Origin of the sequence: Lactobacillus intestinalis, from assembly GCF_024397795.1 — a bacterium.
GTDB lineage: Bacteria > Bacillota > Bacilli > Lactobacillales > Lactobacillaceae > Lactobacillus > Lactobacillus intestinalis.
The window spans coordinates 1,247,205-1,266,315 of sequence record NZ_CP072983.1 but is presented as its reverse complement, the minus strand read 5'-3'; the positions used below and the strand labels follow the sequence as shown (position 1 = coordinate 1,266,315).

Here is a 19,111-nt window from a genome sequence, read left to right as displayed (position 1 = left end):
AGTCATGTGGCATTCAATATGTAATTTCTTCTTGACTAATCCTTCTGTAGCTATTTTTCTTACCTTGGGTCTAGGTTATTGGCTTGGTAAATTCCATATTAAAAGCTTTAAGCTAGGTGCTACTGTTGGGGTACTGCTAGTGGGATTGGTTATCGGGCAAATGGGTAAATTCCAAATTGCCCCTGTAGTTAAGAACTTATTCTTTGATCTATTCATTTTTACCATCAGATATGAAGTTGGGCCTGCCTTTATCGACACTTTTAAGAAAAAAGGTGTAAAATTCATTATTCAAAGTGTTGTTTTCACCGTAATTGCCTTTGTAGTTGCGTTTGGAATGTTCAAACTCTTCCACATTAAATTTGGTGAAGCTGGTGGTATTATTGCGGGTGCCTTAACACAATCCGCATGTATTGGTACGGCAAATTCAGCCATTGAAGCATTACACATTTCACAAGCCGCTAAAACAGCTGCCATGTCTCAAGTAGCAATTGCTTATGCATTAACTTATGTATTTGGTACTGTTGGTGTGCTGATTTTCTTAAAGAACATTGCTCCAGCAATTTTACGAGTTAACTTGAGAGAAGCTACTAAAAAGTATATTGAGAAAAATCATATTCAAACTGGTAATGTTGGAGTTAGAGTTTCAGCTAATATTCGTGTAAGAGCCTTTGAATTAGAAAATGGATGTGAATTTATCGGTAAGAATCTTATAAGCTTTGATGATAATAATGAAGGATTGGTAATTGAAGAAGTTGTAAGAGATGGAAAGATGTTAACGGCTTCCTCTACAATTCTGAAAGCAAAGGATGCAATTATAGTAGTAGGTAGTATTAAGGCATTTGCTAAATTTGCTGATGAAGACCATAAATTATCAGAATTAGATGCTAATAAGTTTCCGATCGATTTAAAGAAAGAAACTATCCTACTAACTAAAGATTACAACTATAACAAGTTGGAAAAAATGTTGAATAATGGCGTTCTAATTGATTCTGCAAAACATGATGATCAACCAGTTACTGACTATACTAAATTAACGGTTGGAGATCATATTACGATCATTGGACCTAAGAATTATTTAGCTAATAGTGTCAAGACAATTGGTTATGAAAAAGCTGTAGGTAAAAAGACCGATGTCATTTACTTATCAATTGGTATCTTCTTAGGTATCTTACTTGGTGCTATTGTAATTAATATTCATAAAATTCCATTAACTCTTGGTGGTGGTGGAGGTGCTTTGTTTGCTGGTTTGTACTTTGGCTGGTTACAAGAAAAGCACCCTAACATCGGTGTTATCCCACCATCAACTAGATGGTTACTTAAAAGCTTAGGTTTGAACCTATTCATCGGCGTTGTCGGTCTGGAAGCCGGCAGCGGATTCGTAACTGCATTGAAAGAAATGGGTTGGCTTGTATTTGTAATTGGTGCCTTAGTATCAATTCTTCCACACTTACTTACTTTATTATTTAGTAGATTTGTCTTAAAGATGAACATTGTTGATAATATTGGTTCACTTTGTGGATCTGGTACTATTACAGCTGCCTTAAATGCAGTTAATGCAGAAACAGATTCAACAGTCTTTGCATTAAGTTATAGTCCAACTTATGCCCTGGGTAATATTTTCCTAACTGTAATGGCTCCGTTAGTAGTTGCCCTACTAGCATAAGTTAAAAATTACATAATTATTCATTGATTACTCCTGATGAAAACACCTTACTTGTCCATGGTGAGGTGTTTTTTGTCATATTCAAATTAGTTGCATTTAAATATTGTAAGTCTTATTGTGAAGTTATAAGGGATTAATCAATAAATTATGTGAAAGTGTGGACTATTATGGCAAAAAAGTGTAATTCCCAAAAAGCTTTCTTTCATATTCCTTGATGTTAATTGTAGCTATCGGAATTTTGGAAAGTCGCATGTCCAATTACAGTACACCGATTGCGGTAGCTTTTCAAAAAGCTGTCGGAAATTGGGGCTATATTATTGTAATTATCGGGATGCTTACAAGTATCTTTGGAGTAGCATTTGCCAGCTCCTTTAATACGCCTGCCTTAATTGCTTCTTTGGCTAATGAACATGGAATGCTTCCTAAATGGGTTGGTAAGAAAAATAAATATGATGCCCCTTGGATTTCAATTCTCTTGAGTGCAGGTGTAACTATGGTTTTGATCACTCAATCATACTTGTTCTTGGTTTCCTGCATTGTGCTTGCTTCCTTTATTCAATACGTTCCATCGATTTTGGCAGTTATTAAATTTAAGCATACTGATGAGTTTCCAAACCACGGCTTTAAATTGCCAGGTGGCTATACTATTCCAATTTTGGCTTTAATTATTTCCTGTTACATGGTAACTAATTTTACTTGGAAAACTTTAATTGTTGGATTGGGAGTTGCACTTTTAGCAACGGTTCTTTACTTCTTTATTAATAAGAATCCGGTGGATACATTAAAGCACGAAAAATATTTAGAGAGATTAAGGAAAAAGTTATAGTTATATTCTGGTAAATTTCTGTAGGTGCTTATAGTGTGTGTTAGTACCTTAAATAATCTATAATTAAAGTGATTTGTAGATAGTAAATAGTAGAATTGAGGGTCTAGAATGTTAGAAAAGAAAATGAAGCGTATTACTGACGAAGATATTATTAAGCACAGTCTTTCTAGCAAAGAATTTACTAATTTAAATATTCGTTTACTTGATAGCGATACTCGTATTGAAGAAGGGGATCGTTTTGAAGTAATCTTTAGAGGAATTAAAGAAGAAATTCCTAAGGTTGAGCTTGTTGGGAATACAATGAATGTTGAACAAAATATTGATGAATCTGAAGATTATATTTATAAACTAAATCACCGTTATGACCTCGGCGTGGAAATTACGGTTCCTAAAGGTACTGAACTAGATAAGGTAAATATTACTTCTCTTGATGGTGATATCAAATTAAGAAAGCTTAATGTTAACAATCTTTACATTAAGAGCGGCGATGGTGATATTAACGTTGAAGATAGCACAATCCATGCGGGTGAAATTTTTGCTTTAGATGGTGACTTTAAGTCTGATAATTCTGATTTGATCAGTGTTGCCGTTCAAATTGATGATGGTGATGCCGATATGAAGAGAATGAACTTAGATTCTGGCAGTATGAACATTATTGATGGAAACTTTAAGTTATGGGATAGCCATCTTAATGGAAAATATTATGTCAGAAATAGCGAAGGTGATAACGAAGTTGAGGGTGTCAAGGATGATGACTATGGTTATGTTCTAGATACACTTGATGGTGACAATGTTTTATTTAATCAAAGTCGTCAAGGTCATCTAGAAAAGAATACGCGTGCTAAAAATATTATGTATATGAAGACGATGGATGGAAATAACATTGTTAAATGAACTAGTTTAGTTATTAATAAGGATCGAAAGGTCCTTATTTTTTTGTCTTGACAATAGTCTCCACACATACTAAAATACATTCTTAATTGTACATACAGGTACTAATTTTAGAAAGCGGTGAGAGAGATGGAGATTAGTGAAACAGAAAAGTTAAATTTAGCAATCATACATGGCAGTAAGGGTTATGAGGAATGGAGTCATCAAAATGATCTTACTAATTATTTGAGTGTGATTTTGTATGAGTTGATAATTCGTGACAAACTTACTCAAAAAGACCTGGTTGAAGTGACGGGGATGCCTAAGCAATCTATTAACAAAGGTATTCATTATTTAAAAGAAAATGGTTATTTGGAATTAATGACTGATCCTGAGGATAAACGAACAAAATTTTGTAAGTTAACTGACCGCGGGATGAAATATGCTAGGACTAAAATGGCTTCTTTGTTTAAAATCGAAGAAAAAACGGCTCAAAAGTTGGGGGCTAAAAAGATGAGATTACTCACAGAGCTTAATGAAGAATGGAGTAATACCTTTTGGCAGTATTTGAAGGAAGGGAGCGATTAAGTGAATTCATTTAAAATACTGATTCCACATTTTAAAAATTATAAAAAAGACCTTGTTTTTGCTTTGATATCAATTCTTGTTTCAGCGTTATCAGGATTGTATCAACCCAAGCTGCTTGAAAATATTCAAAAAGCACTGATGGCAGAGCAAAGACAAAGTGTAATTCAAGATGGGATTTTATTGATTGCATTGGGAATAACTGCAATTATTGCCGGAATTTTTAATGTTTATTATGCTTCGCGTTTAGCTCAAGGCGTAACCAGTGACCTTAGAGAAGAAACATATGCTAAAATTCAGAGCTTTTCTTTAGAAAATATTGAAAAATTCTCTGCTGGTTCATTAACTACGCGTTTAATCAATGATATGAACCAAATTATGAACATGATTATGCAATTATTTATGCAGATGTTGAGAATGCCAATTTTAATTGTAGGATCGTTTATTTTTTGTATTATCATTATCCCGAGATTTTGGTGGGCTACTATTTTAATGGTGACTCTGATTTTTGGTTTTGGCTTTTTTGTATTAAAAAGAATGAATACTTTGTTTGAAAAGTACCAAGCAAAGATGGACCAAATTTCTAACCAAGCCCAGGAAACTTTGCAAGGTGTACGTGTGGTTAAGTCATTTAATCAAGGTCCACAAGAAATCAAAAAGTTTAATCAAACTTCTAACAAGCTAAATGATTACAATATTGTAATTGGATATTGGTTTTCAGCAGTTATGCCGGCCTTCCAATTGGTTGCATATTTAGTAATTACTTTAGTTGTCTACCTCATTGGTCAAACTATTACCGCTCATCCAAGTGATGTAACTGTTATTAGTCCTTTTGTAAATTATGTTTTGACACTTTTGTGGGCTGTAATGATTGCCGGAATGGTAATGATGCAGTTTGCGCGTGCGACGATTTCTCTCGGGAGAATTGATGAAATTTTAAAAGCCGAACCAACAGTTAAATTTAATGAAAAAGCTTCTAAAAAACCCCTGGGCGGAAGCGTTGAATTTGACCATGTTTCCTTTGCTTATCCTGATGGAGATAAAGCTACTTTAGAAGATATTTCTTTCAAAATTCCTGCTGGAAAAATGGTCGGAATTGTTGGAGCAACTGGTTCAGGGAAATCTACTTTAGCTCAGTTGATTGCGCGACTTTATGATCCAACTAAAGGTAAAGTCGAAATTGGTGGTCATAATTTAAGAGACGTTAGTGAGGAAAGCTTAAGAAAAACTGTCGCTTTTGTTTTACAAAAGGCAATTTTATTCTCAGGAACAATTGCAAGTAATCTTAAACAAGGTAATTCTCGTGCTAAACTCCATGAATTACAAAGAGCGGCCGACATGGCACAAGCTAGCGAATTTATTCAGCGTTATAACGATTCTTTTGATCATGAAGTAGAAGAACGCTCTGCTAATTTTTCTGGAGGACAAAAGCAACGTCTCTCAATTGCCAGAGGATTAATTTCCAAATCACCAATTTTGATTTTGGATGATTCAACTTCTGCTCTTGATGCAGAATCAGAAAAGAAGGTTCAAGAAGCCTTAGAACATGAATTGCCTGATACTACAACTTTTATCATTGCGGAAAAGATTGTTTCTGTTAAAAATGCGGATACTATTTTAGTGCTTGATGAAGGCAAACTGGTAGCTCAAGGAACGCATGAGGAACTTCTCAAGACTTCTACTGTCTATCAAGAAATTTATAATACGCAACGAGCAAAAAATGCTGGGGGTGAAAAGTAATGAGTGACACTAAGAAAGCTCTTAAATATTTTTACAAATACTTAAAGCCTTACTGGAAAGGTGTCTTAATTGTTGTCCTTTTATCACTTGTATCTAGTGGAGCAGCAGTTATTGCGCCAACTTATTTAGGTCGAGCAGTGACCGATTTAACTACTTATCTTGGTGATTTGAAAAAAGGAACAGCTAGTTTATCAACTTTTTATAGTGCTTTAGGCTCAATGCTCTTCTTTTACTGCTTGAGTATGGTGGCCATTTTTATTGCTTGGATGGTAATGTCAAAATTCAATGCAGATTCCACCAATGATATGCGTGAAAATCTGTTTTCTAAATTCCAAAGAATGTTAGTACGTTATTTTGATACACATCAAGATGGTAAATTGTTATCACTTTTTACTTCAGATTTAGATAACATTTTCAATGCGATGAATAATGCTATCTTTGAAGTTATTTCCCAGGGAATAAGATTTATTGGGACCATCATCATTATGTTTGTGGTAAATCGTCAGCTTGCTTTAACAACGATTGCAACAACACCTTTTATTTTGATTATTAGTGTAGTCATTATGAAGAAGGCACGTGTTTATCTTGATAAACAGCAGGATGAAATCAGTGACTTGAATGGATACATTACTGAACAAATCAATGGTGAAAAAGTAATTATTACTAATGGTTTGCGTGAAGATTCAGTCAAAGATTTCAAAAAGTATAATAATCGAGTGCGTTCAGCAATGTTCAAAGGCCAATTCTATTCAGGAATTTTATTCCCGCTTTTGAATGGTTTTAACTTGTTAAACTTGGCCATTGTGATTGCCATGGGCGCGTGGATGATCATGTCTCATCAAGTAACTGCAGCTGTAGGACTTGGCTTGATTGTAACTTTCGTGGAATATTCACAAACTTATTTTGAACCATTAACTCAATTGACTTCTATTTATTCCATGATTCAATTAGCTTTAACAGGAGCTAAGAGATTGGCTAATGTAGAATCTCAAAAAGATGAAGACGAAGTGCCAAATGGTAAGAAGATTGATGGTTTAAAGAAGAGCTTAAAACTTGAAAATGTTAGCTTTGGTTATGTAAAAGATAAAGAAGTTTTGCATGATGTAAGTATTTCAGTTGATAAAGGAAAATCGGTAGCACTAGTTGGTCCAACCGGATCTGGGAAAACTACCGTCATGAATTTGATCAATCGTTTTTATGATGTTAACTCTGGAAAAATTACCTTTGATGGTACAGATATTAGAGATATTCAACTAGAATCATTGAGAAATAATGTGGGTATTGTTTTACAAGATTCAATTTTATTTACGGGAACTATTGCGGATAATATTCGCTATGGGAAGCCAGAGGCGCCTATGGAAGAAGTTGTGAAGGCGGCTAAGCAAGCAAATATCCATGACTTTATTATGAGTTTGCCAGATCGATATGAAACTCAAGTGTCTGAAAGTGATTCCGTCTTCTCTACTGGACAAAAACAGTTGATCTCAATTGCGCGAACTCTTTTAACAGACCCAGCATTTTTGATTTTGGATGAAGCTACTTCAAACGTTGATACGGTTACTGAAGAAAATATTCAAAAAGCAATGGATCATGTAATTGCGGGTAGAACTAGCTTTGTGATTGCTCACCGTCTTAAGACAATTCTTAACTCAGACAAAATTGTTGTTTTGAAGCAAGGAAGAGTAATTGAACAAGGGAATCATGAAGAGCTTTTAGCTCAAAAAGGCTTTTATTATAAGCTTTATACTGATCAAACTGCTTTTGATTAATGAAAACGTTTCATTTGGTTGGACTTAGTGTTATAATGAGTCCGTCATAAAGATAAGTCACTAGGGGTGCTATTTTAGCTGAGATATACCCTTTGAACTTGAACAAGGTAATGCTTGCGAAAGGAAAGTGCAATACTAGAAGAGAATTTTAAGCTCCTTTTGACTTATTTGTGTTAGTTAAAAGGAGTTTTTTATGTTTACAAGATCATCAAAATGGAATGTGAAGTCTATTATTTTAGTTGCTTTAATTGGAATTATTATGGGAGTCATTTATACTTATGGCTTTAATAATATTTATAATGTAGCTAAAATTTCTTTGTTGCCAACAGGTTATGCTCCAGTAATGGATACTATCTTTTCAGGATTGTGGTACATGGCTGCACCACTTGCGATGTATTTTGTGCCTACGCCTGGTTCAGGAACAATTGGTGAATTGCTCGCTTCAATTGTAGAAATGGCTATTGGAGGTCAATGGGGCGCATTAACTGTATTAGAAGGTTTAATTCAAGGAGCTACTAATGAAATTGGCTTTTTCCCTAAAAAATCTCGTTATCAAGCTTTTTCTTGGAGTAGCGTCTTAACCGGAGCATTTTTTGCTAGTATTGGCGGTTTTGTCCCATCATATTTCTTGTATGGCTGGTACAAGTATTCCATTGATCTTCAAATTGTAATGTTTATTACTGGTGTGATTTCTTCCCTTGTTTTTGATGGTGTTTTGGTAAAACTGATCACCAATTTATTTGAAAGATCTCTAAAACCGGTTATTCAATAGTAAGCAAAAAGCTAGGTATAAAACCTAGCTTTTATTAGTTTTTGTGAGTTCGATTTAAAACTGATCTAACCTTAGTAGTGAGCATATCAATAGCTACATTATTTTCTCCGCCTTCAGGAATGATAATGTCTGCATAACGCTTAGTAGGTTCAATAAATTGGTGATACATTGGCTTGACCGTAGTTAAATATTGATTAATTACCGAATCAAGAGAACGGCCACGTTCCTTCATATCACGTTCTAGACGACGAATAAAACGAATGTCATCATCAGTATCTACATAAACCTTAATATCCATGAGATTGCGAATTTCTTCGTTGAATAAAACTAAAATACCCTCCAAGATGATAATATCAGCTGGATTAATGTGAACCGTTTTATCACTGCGTGTATGTTCAGTAAAGTCATAGGTAGGCATTTCGATTGGTTTTCTATGAAGTAATTGATTCAATTGAGCTTCTAAAAGCGGCATGTCAAAAGCGTTAGGATGATCATAATTGATTTTTTGACGTTCTGACATTGGCAAACCAGTATTGTCTTTATAGTAAGAATCTTGGGTCATAATTACGATTCTGTCATTAGCTTCAATTTGATTTGCGATTTCATGTGCAATCGTAGTTTTACCACTTCCAGACCCGCCAGTGATCCCAATAATAATAGGTTTTTCAGGTTGATTCATTTGCAGCTTACTCCTTTTTGCATACTGTATATAATAATACTACATGCGAATCCCTTTAGAAAAGGCTTTTGAGGAGATGTAAGCACTTAAATTTTAAGATTTTGGCTGAAAATTTAAAAAAGCTTGCTTTTTTTCCTAATTCTTATTAAAATTACTTTAGCAAAAACTAAAAAAGGCCATGAAAAAGAGGAGTAAATGGTTTATCTTTCAAAGTGAGCTAGTGATAGTGAGAAACTAGTAAACCCTGAATCATTGAAAAACACTTTTTAGCAGCTCGCCGAAATAGTAAATCCTATAGTAAGCCGAGACGTCAACGGTACGTTATCAAGCCGCGAAAGCATTATTTGTGCTTGATTTTTTAAGTAGGTCTTTAATTAGACAATTTAGGTGGTACCGCGGAGAAAAAGTCTTTCGTCCTGATTTACGGATGATTGACTTTTTTATTTACCTAATTTTAGAAAAATGGGACTTAAAGACGAATAAAAAGATGCTCTTGGGTATAGAATGTATCATTTTTTGAGTTGGATATAGTTTTTCTTTATTTTAAAAAAGGTTAGAATAGAACTATTATCGTATTTGGCTTTTTAATTTTAGCAAAGGAAAGGTAAAAACTTATGAGTGCAATTATAGATTTTAAGAATGTTGATAAGTATTATGGTAAATTTCATGCTTTAAAAGACATTAATTTAACAATTAATGAAGGTGAAGTTGTTTCTATTATTGGACCATCCGGTTCTGGTAAAAGTACTTTAATCCGTACAATAAACGGACTTGAAAAAATTAACAGCGGTCAATTAATTGTTACAGGCTATGATTTGGCTGATAAGAAAACCGATATTAACAAAATTCGTAAAAATGTAGGGATGGTTTTCCAACACTTTAATCTTTATGACAACCACACTGTTTTAGAAAATGTTATGTTGGCACCAAAGATCGTTTTAAAGCGTCCAGATGACGAAAATAAGAAGATCGCTATGAAATATCTTGAAAAGGTTGGAATGGCTGATAAGATTGATTCTTACCCACGTCAACTTTCTGGTGGTCAAAAACAACGTGTTGCCATTGCTAGATCACTTGCAATGAATCCAAAGGTTATTCTTTTTGATGAACCTACAAGTGCGCTTGACCCTGAAATGATTCAAGATGTACTTGATGTTATGAAGTTTGTTGCTGACCAAGGAATTACTATGGTAGTAGTTACTCACGAAATGGGCTTCGCTAAGAAAGTAAGTAATCGTTTGATTTTCTTCGATTCTGGTAAAGTTTTAGAAGATAGAAAACCAGAAGAATTCTTTGATCATCCTAATACTGAACGTGCACGAGAGTTTTTGAGCAAGGTTATTTCAAAAGACTAGGATGAAAGATTATGAAAAAAGCAAAACGATATATTCTGCTGAGCATTGCATTTTTTGCTGTATTTGTTTTAGCAGGATGCCAAAACCGATTAGATGATACTTATCAAGATGTTGAACGAACAAAGACTATTCGTTGGGGAATTAGAGCCGACACTAGATTGTTTGGATTAACTAATATTAAAACTGGGAAAATTGAAGGATTTGAAGTTGATTTAGCTCATGCATTAACTAAGCAAATTCTTGGAAAGAACGGAAAAGCTGAATTTTTAACAACTACTGCTAACACTCGAATCCCGCTCTTGAAGAATCATAATATCGATGCAGTTTTAGCAACGATGACTATTACTCCAGAACGTGAAAAGCAAGTAAGTTTTAGTAAGCCATATTTCCCAGCTGGATCATCTTTGTTAGTTCCTGATGATAGTAAAATAAAAAATGTTCGTCAGTTGAATGGAAAAACTGTTTTGGCAGTTAAAGGAACTACCGCGGTTGATGATGTTCATAAGTTTGCTCCTAAGGCGCGAGTTTTGCAATATGATGACTATGGCCAAGCCATGTCAGCTTTAAAGGCCAAGCAAGGGGTAGCTTTAACTACTGATAATGGATTGCTTGCGGGTATTGCACAAGAAAATCCAGGTTATAAAATGGTAGGTGGAGTTTATGTAAATGCTCCATACGGTATTGCCGTAAATAAAGGCCAAACTCGCATGGTTAAGCACATTAATAAGGCTTTAGACGAATTAAAGAAAAACGGTACCTATGACCGCTTGATTAATAAGTGGTTTAAGGGTATACCAGGATTAAATGTTAAGGAGATGGAAAAATAATGTGGCAAATTATAACCGACAACTGGTCTAGTTTCTTAACTGGATTTTGGAATACAATTTTGTGTAGTATCATCGCCTTAATTTTTAGCTTGATATTAGGAGTTGTTTTCGCATTATTGGAAGTTGCTCCACCAAAATTTGGTAAAGTAGTTGCTAGAATCTATATTGCCGTCTTTAGAAATATCCCATTACTAGTAATTGTTATGATTTTTTACTTGATTGTTCCAAGATTCTTCATCAAACTTTCCGGTTTTGCGGCTGGAACAATTGGACTAACTTTATATACTTCTGCATTTATTGCTGAAACAGTGCGTTCAGGAATTAACTCTGTTGGGGATGGTCAAATGGAAGGTGCCAGATCTAACGGAATGACTTACACTCAAGCCATGAGATATGTAATTTTGCCACAAGCTATGAAGATAGTTATTCCACCACTTGGTAACCAATTCATTAACTTGGTTAAGAACTCATCAGTTTTAGCCTTTGTTGCAGGATTTGATTTAATGTATCAAGCTCAGTTAATTGCTTTTGCTACTTTTAGAACGATTGATACTTATGTGATCGTGGGAATCTTTTATTTAATTTTGACTCTCCCTCTTAGTTATTACATGCGTCATTTAGAAAAGAAACTTGCAGACTAGTATTTAAAGAAAGGAAGAAAAATGGAAACTTTTATTCATGCTTATTCATGGATTGATATTCACTTCTTATTGCGAGGTTTGTGGGTTACAATCTATGTTTCGCTTATTTCAATTGTTTTGAGCTTTATTTTGGGCTTATTTTTAGGCTTAATTAGATATATGAAGATCAAATATGTTTCCGCTATTGTGGGTTTTATAGTTGATATCATTCGTAATTTGCCCCTCTTGCTGATTATCTTCTTTACCTATTTTGGGCTGCCACAGATGGGAATTGTCACGAATCCAACTACCGCATCGATTATTGCCTTGGTAATATTTGAAGGGGCAATGCTATGTGAGATCGTTAGAAGTGGGATTATCGCGGTTCCCGATGGTCAAATGGAAGGTGCTCGATCAAATGGGATGACATTTGGTCAAGCAATGTATCACGTTGTTGTGCCACAGGGACTTCATAACATGATTCCGGCGTTACTGTCCCAGTTTGTATCTTTGGTTAAGGATACTTCACTTGCAACAATTATTGTGTTGCCAGAATTGTTATACCACGCTCAAATTATCTATAGTCAAAATACGACTTATTTAATTCCAATGTATGTAATTATTGCTGTAATGTACTTCATTGTATGTTTCTGCTTATCACAAATTGCTAATTACTTAAGTAAAAGATACGATTAATATTTTTTAAAAAAGGCTAACCACATGTTATATTTAATGTGGTTAGTATTTTTTTGGGCAAAATTATGGATATTAATAAACAACTTACAGATTATGATCGAATTCAGTTAACAAGAAAAGCCTACGATGAATTAGAATTAGGCGAACAAGTTAAAGTAGGGAAATTTCACATTGGAACTGTCGTTAAGTCAGTTTATGCTGAAGATGGGATGCGTGCATTTGTTATTGCTAATTCCAATGAAATTACAATTTTGTTTAAAGGTTCTTATGGCTTTGTGCGCGGCAATCCACAGACTTGGCGAGACGAATGGTTAAGAACTAATTTACCAATTTTGTTAGCGCTATTAATTCGTGAGCGCAAGATTCCAAGTCAGTTAAAAACTGCGGCTGATTTTTTAAATAAGACAATTCATCAATTTCCTCATGCTCATGTCTATATTTATGGTCATTCATTGGGCTCAATTAATGCGCAATATGCATTAGCAAATTGTCGTCATCCCGAAAGAATTATTACGGTATATCTATATGAGGGGACGAATATCTGGCTACTCCTTAATCAAAAGCAAAGAAGTCGAGTTGCTAAGATTAGATCGAAGATTTTTAATTATGTTGATATTTATGATCCAGTAACGCTGGGAATAACTGCCACTCATCATATGGTTGGAAAATTGCAATATGTTGACAGTGTGCCTTTAAATAATCCTATTAAGCAACATATATGGGGTGGCTACCAATTTGATAAAAATGGTAATTTGAAATTGCGTAAAATAGATGAAGCTTTTTTAACTGAAAGTCAAAATGAACATAAATTGTTGACTAAATCTAACGATTTGGCTAATTTGGTAGAAAGAATGGGGCAAAAGAATGAATTTAAGAAACTAGCTGAAGAAAAATTCCATACTTTAAGAAATAAATTTCCCGATCATAAGGGATGGGGTAAGCTGTCAGGATTGTTTGATAATACAAGTTTTATGAAGGATAAAGATGATGAATGATGAGCTAAGGGCAATTTTACAAAAACAAATAATAGATAAAGATGATCCCCGATTTGAATTTTTTAGTGATGATTTTTATGGGGACTTCTATGATTTTTTTCTGAATCTATTGAAATTTAAGGGATTAACAAATCCTGATCTTGATTTAGATAATTTGAATTTGATTCCCTATTTAGATGTTCATCCTGACAAACATAATCTGATTGGAAAAATGGCCTATTCTTATAAACTTGGATTTGATACCAAGCTAAATTTTTTAAATGGATTAATGAAAGAAATTGGCGCTTCTCCCGATACTGCTCAAGAATATGAAAGAGTTCAGGAGCAGATTTTGACAAAGATTAGTGAGGAACTTTCATCTAAAAATCAAAATAAACATATTGAACATTTCAATGTATTATTAGGACAAATTTTTCAAAAATATAACTTAAATAAAGATAATATATGCTACCAATTGCTAAAAAAATAAGCTAGGAAACATCCTAGCTCATTTTTATTTGTCGATATGGATTTCAACCACGTGACGACTTTTATCAACAGTTAATGTGTAAGTTGTGTCAGTATCTTTTACTAGTCGCTTAATCACAAATTCAACTTCTTCTTCACGGATACGTCGATCATGATTTTCTAACACAATTCCGATTCCCGTATTACTTTCTGTATAAATTACGGAAGTATTGCCAAGAGAATACACTTTTACGTAAGTAGCGTTGGTTGTGTTGAGTTGACTGTGAACTAAATCTGCATAACTATTAGTTACATCAATTAAGTGCATACTTTCACCCGTTTCTTGTACTATTTGTTTTCAACTTTAGTATACCCTAATTTAGAAGTTATAAAGCAAAAAATATCTCAAAAAATATATAAAAAAGGGATGATTAACATCCCTCTTTTGTAGCTGAAGTTTGAATTTTTAGTCTTCAGAATTGTTTACTTCAACGTTTTCGTCCTTGTCACTGATTGTGATTTGATCATCGCTAACATCAGCGAGTAAATTCTTACTGGTTGGGTGATCAAGCTTGTAATCAGCCACCTTGTCTTCGATTTCTTCTTGAATAGTTCTACGAAGTGGACGAGCACCCATTGCGGGGTTAAATCCTTCATCAACAAGCTTTTCTTTGGCTTTTTCAGTAACATCAATGTGAAGACCTTGATCCTTAACCATATTATTAGTATTATCAAGCATCAAGTTAACAATCTTAATTAAATCTTCCTTGTCTAATTCATTGAATTCAATTACATCATCAAGTCTGTTTAAAAATTCTGGCTTAAAGAATTGAGTCATTGAATTTCTAGCAGATTCTTTTTCTTCTTCACTATTTTCAGCTGCAAAGCCGACGCTGGCGTTTTTAATGCCTTGACCAGCATTTGAAGTCATGATGATAATTGTATCCTTAAAGGAAACAGTTCTACCTTGAGAGTCGGTTAGACGACCGTCGTCGAGAATCTGTAAGAAGAGGTTCATTACATCTGGATGAGCTTTTTCAATTTCATCAAGTAAGATTAAACTGTATGGATTATGACGAACTTGTTCAGTTAATTGACCAGCTTCTTCATAACCAACATAACCAGGTGCAGAACCGATTAATTTAGAAACTGAATATTGTTCCATGTATTCGGACATATCAAAGCGAATCATGGCATCGCTTGAACCAAACATTTGCTTAGCAAGTTGTTTAGCAAGTTCAGTTTTACCCACCCCGGTCGGTCCAACAAAGAGGAATGAGCCAATTGGACGACCAGACTTGTTAAAACCGATACGGTTACGACGAATAGCACGGGCAACCTTTTCAACTGCTTTGTTTTGACCAATAACATGACCTTCAAGATCAGAAGCCAAGTTTTGTAATTGGTTCTCTTCTTGTTTTTGGATATCACCAACCGGGATGTTGGTTTTTTCTTCAACAATCTTGTCCATGATCTTATCAGTGATGATAGGAGATTTGTCAGGATCTACATTTTGATCCTTCATCTTATCGTACTTTTCAATTTGATCACGGTAGTAAGCGGCCTTTTCATAATCCTCATTCTTCAAGGCATCTTGCTTCAATTGTTGAGCTGCTTCAATACGTTCCTGCATCTTTTCCTTATCTACGTAAGGGATAGTTAAGTTCATTCTTGAACCAGCTTCATCTAAAAGATCAATAGCCTTGTCTGGCAAGAAGCGATCTTGAATGTAGCGAGCTGAAAGTTTAGCAGCACCTTCAATTGCTTCATCAGTATATTTTACATGGTGGTAATCTTCATAGCGTTTTTGAATACCTTTAAGAATTCGAATAGTTTCGTCAATTGATGGCTCTTTAACTTCAACTGGTTGGAAACGTCTTGCTAAAGCAGAATCTTTTTCAATATCGCGGTATTCCTTAATAGTAGTAGCACCTACTAACTGAAGTTCACCACGGGCTAAAGCTGGCTTAATAATGTTACCAGCGTCCATTCCACCTTCAGCGTTACCAGCACCAACGATTTCATGGATTTCATCAATAAAGAGAATGACATCATTTCTTGATTGAAGTTCCTTAATCAATTGTTCCATTCTTTGTTCAAATTGGCCACGGATCCCAGTACCTTGTACAAGAGAAACTACATTTAATGAAATGATCTTTTTATCTTGTAACTTAGCAGGCACTGAACCATCAACAATTTGTTGGGCTAATCCTTCTACTACGGCAGTTTTACCGACACCAGCTTCACCGATTAAAACTGGGTTGTTTTTAGTTCTTCTGTTTAAAATTTCAATTACACGAGCAATTTCTTGATCACGGCCGATAACAGGATCAATCTTGCCACGCTTAGCAAGAGCAGTTAAATCTGTACCATATTGATCAAGAAGGGAACGACCACCTTGGCTGCCACCATTTCCGCCTCTTCCCATTTGCATTTCTGGGCCATTATTATTCATATTATTAGCGGCATTGCGATTATTTCCATTTAATGCGTTAAATAAGTCATCAAAGTCGCCAAAGAATTCATTATTGTTGTTCATATTTATATTTCCTTGTTCGTTTCTTAACTTTTGATAGCATTTTTGACATAGATCAATTTCTCGGCTCTGACTATTCACCTTTGTAAAAAGATGAATAGCAGCAGGGCGTTTATTACAATTTTGACAAAGCAATAGTTTTTTACCGCCTTTCGCTTAGAGTTTCAATAGAATTGTATAATTAGCACTCTTTAATGTCAAGTGCTAAACTGCAAAAATGCTTATTTTTTGTAAGAGAAAATGTGATAATGCTTTCAAAAAATAGTAATATTTTAGAAAAAAGAATATATAATGTAGAATTCAATGATAAAAAATTATAAACTTTTTAAAAGTGTGGTGATAAAATAGTGGATTATCAAAAAATTCTTGACCAATTGGTCAATAAAGAGTTGAAGGAATATAAAGTTGAAGCAAATAACGCTTTTGAATTTCAAAAAACTCTGAGAAATTACGAAAAACGGCAATCGATAACAGGAAAAGCCCAACGAGGTGGAAGCATTATTTATACCGCTGTAAATAGCGATGATTAAATAATGAAAACTGTTACATAATGGTTGTGCAATTCGTGAAAAAATGATAATCTAGTACCGAATAGGTATTTTATTACCAGTTTTAATTTTTTGATTTTAAAGGAGATATTCACAATGGAAAAACGCGATTTTCATATTATTGCAGAAACAGGTATTCATGCACGTCCAGCTACTTTGTTAGTACAAGCAGCTTCAAAGTTTGGTTCAGACATTAACTTGGAATACAACGGTAAGTCTGTAAACTTGAAGTCAATCATGGGCGTTATGTCACTTGGTGTTGGTCAAAATGCTGACGTTACTATCACTGCTGAAGGTGATGACGAAAAGGACGCATTGGACGCAATTGCAGATACTATGAAAAAAGAAGGTTTAGCTGAATAATGACCAAGACTTTAAAAGGTATTGCCGCAAGTGACGGTATTGCCGTTGCTCCAGCATATCTTTTGGTAGAGCCTGATCTTTCATTTGCTAAAAAGACAGTAGATTCAGTTGAAGATGAAGTAGCTCGCTATAAGAAAGCTATCGCAGATTCAACTGCAGAAGTGGAAAAAATTCGTGATACTGCTAAGAAGAGCTTAGGTGAAGAAGAAGCTCAAGTTTTTGAAGCACACCTCATGATTTTGAATGATCCAGAATTTACTGGCGCTATTGAAAATGAAATCAAGAGCCAAAAGATTAATGCCGAAGCTGCACTTGATGAAACTGCACAAAAGTTTATCTCAATTTTTGAATCAATGACAGATAATCCATATATGCAAGAACGTGCAGCTGATGTACGCGACGTTTCAAAGCGTATTATGGCCCACTTACTTGGTAAAGAATTACCAAATCCAGCTTCAATTGATCATGAAGTTGTTGTTGTAGCTCACGACTTAACTCCAAGTGACACTGCTCAACTTAACAAGAAATATGTTAAGGGTTTTGTTACTGATATTGGTGGTCGTACTGCTCACTCAGCAATTATGGCTCGTTCACTTGAACTTCCAGCTGTTGTTGGTACTGATTCAATCACTAAGGATGTTGAAAATGGTCAAATGTTAATCGTTGATGGCCTTGATGGTGATGTAATCATTGAACCAACTGAAGCTCAAATTGCTGAATACAAGCAAAAAGGTGAAGACTTCTTAAAGCAAAAAGCTGAATGGCGTAAATTAAAGGATCAACCTTCTGTTACTGCTGATGGTAAGAAGTTTACCATTGCTGCTAACATTGGTACTCCAAACGATATGCCAGGTGTTCACGAAAACGGTGCTGAAGCTATTGGTTTATACAGAACCGAATTCTTGTACATGGATTCTTCAGACTTCCCAACCGAAGATGATCAATTCGAAGCTTACAAGAAAGTTATCGAAGGTATGAACGGTAAGCAAGTTATCATCAGAACTATGGATATTGGTGGTGACAAGCATCTTGACTACTGGGATTTACCAGAAGAAATGAACCCATTCTTGGGTGTTCGTGCTATTAGACTTTCACTTAAGAACGAAGAAATTTTCCGTACTCAATTAAGAGCTTTGCTTCGTGCTTCTGCATACGGTAAGCTTGGTATCATGTTCCCAATGATTGGTACTTTAGATGAATTACGCAAGGCAAAAGCTATCTTAAATGAAGAAAAGGATAAATTGGTTAAGAAGGGCGTTAAGATCAGTGACGACTTACAAGTTGGTATGATGATCGAAGTTCCTGCTGCAGCTGTTTTAGCTGACCAATTTGCTAAGGAAGTTGACTTCTTCTCAATTGGTACTAACGACTTGATTCAATACACTATGGCTGCTGACCGTGGTAATGATAATGTTTCATACTTGTACCAACCATATAACCCATCCGTACTTCGTTTGATTAAGCACACTATTGATGGTGCTCATGAAAACGGTATTTGGTGTGGTATGTGTGGTGAAGCTGCTGGTGATAATATCATGTTCCCAATTTTACTTTCAATGGGACTTGATGAATACTCAATGAGTGCAACTTCAATCTTGCGTATTAGAAGCTTGATGAAGAAGCTTAATACTGAAGATCTTAAGGAATTAGCGAACAAGGCATGTTACGTTTCAGAAACTGCTGAAGAAAACGAAAAGTTAGTTGAAGACTTAATGAAGAAGCTTATCAAGTAGCTTACTTGTAAACAAAAAGAAGATTAGGTAATTAATTGCCTGATCTTCTTTTTTTGGCCGGAGTAATTATAAACTTATGGTTTAATC

18 protein-coding genes, 1 pseudogene, 1 riboswitch and 1 other annotated feature are annotated in these 19,111 nt (G+C 34.7%); of the genes and pseudogenes, 16 read left to right on the top strand and 3 right to left on the bottom strand.

Going from position 1 to position 19,111, the window contains the following annotated elements:
- Positions 1-4 precede the first annotated feature (4 nt).
- From aspT to KBW87_RS05890, 7 genes and pseudogenes are all read left to right on the top strand, one after another.
- On the top strand, positions 5-1,663 hold the full coding sequence (gene aspT / locus KBW87_RS05920) for an aspartate-alanine antiporter (RefSeq protein WP_057810622.1): 1,659 nt from the start codon (positions 5-7) through the stop codon (positions 1,661-1,663).
- A 199-nt stretch (positions 1,664-1,862) separates the two neighbouring features.
- A pseudogene (locus KBW87_RS05915) lies at positions 1,863-2,489 on the top strand (APC family permease); the annotation flags it as partial.
- Positions 2,490-2,597: 108 nt separating this feature from the next.
- On the top strand, positions 2,598-3,383 hold the full coding sequence (locus KBW87_RS05910; protein WP_057810626.1) for a DUF4097 family beta strand repeat-containing protein: 786 nt from the start codon (positions 2,598-2,600) through the stop codon (positions 3,381-3,383).
- 126 nt (positions 3,384-3,509) lie between these two features.
- Entirely contained in the window at positions 3,510-3,947 is a 438-nt protein-coding gene (locus KBW87_RS05905) for a MarR family transcriptional regulator (protein ID WP_057810628.1), read from the top strand.
- The gene (locus KBW87_RS05900) at positions 3,948-5,684 is read left to right on the top strand and encodes an ABC transporter ATP-binding protein (RefSeq protein WP_057810630.1); all 1,737 of its coding nucleotides are present in this window, start codon (positions 3,948-3,950) and stop codon (positions 5,682-5,684) included.
- Positions 5,684-7,453 carry an ABC transporter ATP-binding protein gene (locus tag KBW87_RS05895; protein ID WP_057810632.1) on the top strand — a complete coding sequence of 590 codons (1,770 nt, stop codon included), beginning with the start codon at positions 5,684-5,686 and terminating at the stop codon, positions 7,451-7,453. The genes KBW87_RS05900 and KBW87_RS05895 overlap by 1 nt, the downstream gene beginning before the upstream one ends.
- 52 nt (positions 7,454-7,505) lie before the next feature.
- Positions 7,506-7,596: riboswitch (TPP riboswitch) on the top strand.
- 50 nt (positions 7,597-7,646) lie between these two features.
- Positions 7,647-8,225 carry an ECF transporter S component gene (locus KBW87_RS05890; protein WP_057810634.1) on the top strand — a complete coding sequence of 193 codons (579 nt, stop codon included), beginning with the start codon at positions 7,647-7,649 and terminating at the stop codon, positions 8,223-8,225.
- A 34-nt stretch (positions 8,226-8,259) separates the two neighbouring features.
- On the opposite strand, the gene udk is transcribed toward KBW87_RS05890, so the two are convergent.
- Positions 8,260-8,904 (bottom strand): uridine kinase, encoded by a 645-nt coding sequence (gene udk, locus KBW87_RS05885; protein ID WP_004045202.1) that lies wholly within the window; start codon positions 8,902-8,904, stop codon positions 8,260-8,262.
- 169 nt (positions 8,905-9,073) lie between these two features.
- Positions 9,074-9,326 (top strand) — a binding site (T-box leader).
- A gap of 192 nt (positions 9,327-9,518) precedes the next feature.
- On the opposite strand from udk, the gene KBW87_RS05880 reads away from it, so the two are divergent.
- The 6 genes from KBW87_RS05880 to KBW87_RS05855 all read left to right on the top strand — a co-directional run bounded on the left by KBW87_RS05880 (position 9,519) and on the right by KBW87_RS05855 (position 13,866).
- Positions 9,519-10,259 carry an amino acid ABC transporter ATP-binding protein gene (locus KBW87_RS05880; RefSeq protein WP_057810636.1) on the top strand — a complete coding sequence of 247 codons (741 nt, stop codon included), beginning with the start codon at positions 9,519-9,521 and terminating at the stop codon, positions 10,257-10,259.
- Positions 10,260-10,270: 11 nt separating this feature from the next.
- Positions 10,271-11,086 (top strand): transporter substrate-binding domain-containing protein, encoded by an 816-nt coding sequence (locus KBW87_RS05875; RefSeq protein WP_057810638.1) that lies wholly within the window; start codon positions 10,271-10,273, stop codon positions 11,084-11,086.
- Positions 11,086-11,727, top strand: coding sequence for an amino acid ABC transporter permease (locus tag KBW87_RS05870; protein ID WP_004045196.1), 642 nt, complete (start codon positions 11,086-11,088; stop codon positions 11,725-11,727). The genes KBW87_RS05875 and KBW87_RS05870 overlap by 1 nt, the downstream gene beginning before the upstream one ends.
- Before the next feature lie 21 nt (positions 11,728-11,748).
- Positions 11,749-12,402 carry an amino acid ABC transporter permease gene (locus KBW87_RS05865; protein ID WP_057810640.1) on the top strand — a complete coding sequence of 218 codons (654 nt, stop codon included), beginning with the start codon at positions 11,749-11,751 and terminating at the stop codon, positions 12,400-12,402.
- Between the two features lie 65 nt (positions 12,403-12,467).
- On the top strand, positions 12,468-13,397 hold the full coding sequence (locus tag KBW87_RS05860) for an Mbeg1-like protein (protein ID WP_057810928.1): 930 nt from the start codon (positions 12,468-12,470) through the stop codon (positions 13,395-13,397).
- The gene (locus tag KBW87_RS05855) at positions 13,387-13,866 is read left to right on the top strand and encodes a hypothetical protein (RefSeq protein WP_057810642.1); all 480 of its coding nucleotides are present in this window, start codon (positions 13,387-13,389) and stop codon (positions 13,864-13,866) included. Before KBW87_RS05860 ends, KBW87_RS05855 begins: the two co-directional genes overlap by 11 nt.
- A gap of 24 nt (positions 13,867-13,890) precedes the next feature.
- On the opposite strand, the gene KBW87_RS05850 is transcribed toward KBW87_RS05855, so the two are convergent.
- Together KBW87_RS05850 and KBW87_RS05845 are read right to left on the bottom strand one after the other, a co-directional pair.
- Positions 13,891-14,172 carry a DUF1827 family protein gene (locus tag KBW87_RS05850; protein ID WP_057810644.1) on the bottom strand — a complete coding sequence of 94 codons (282 nt, stop codon included), beginning with the start codon at positions 14,170-14,172 and terminating at the stop codon, positions 13,891-13,893.
- Positions 14,173-14,310: 138 nt separating this feature from the next.
- Positions 14,311-16,515 carry an ATP-dependent Clp protease ATP-binding subunit gene (locus KBW87_RS05845; RefSeq protein ID WP_057810646.1) on the bottom strand — a complete coding sequence of 735 codons (2,205 nt, stop codon included), beginning with the start codon at positions 16,513-16,515 and terminating at the stop codon, positions 14,311-14,313.
- Positions 16,516-16,727: 212 nt separating this feature from the next.
- On the opposite strand from KBW87_RS05845, the gene ykzS reads away from it, so the two are divergent.
- The 3 genes from ykzS (at position 16,728) to ptsP (ending at position 19,024) form a co-directional block, all read left to right on the top strand.
- Positions 16,728-16,910 carry a protein YkzS gene (ykzS, locus tag KBW87_RS05840; RefSeq protein WP_004045187.1) on the top strand — a complete coding sequence of 61 codons (183 nt, stop codon included), beginning with the start codon at positions 16,728-16,730 and terminating at the stop codon, positions 16,908-16,910.
- 114 nt (positions 16,911-17,024) lie between these two features.
- A complete protein-coding gene (locus KBW87_RS05835) occupies positions 17,025-17,291 on the top strand; it encodes a phosphocarrier protein HPr (protein WP_003546482.1) in 267 nt (88 codons plus the stop codon).
- Positions 17,291-19,024, top strand: coding sequence for a phosphoenolpyruvate--protein phosphotransferase (gene ptsP / locus KBW87_RS05830; RefSeq protein WP_057810648.1), 1,734 nt, complete (start codon positions 17,291-17,293; stop codon positions 19,022-19,024). The genes KBW87_RS05835 and ptsP overlap by 1 nt, the downstream gene beginning before the upstream one ends.
- Positions 19,025-19,111 lie beyond the last annotated feature (87 nt).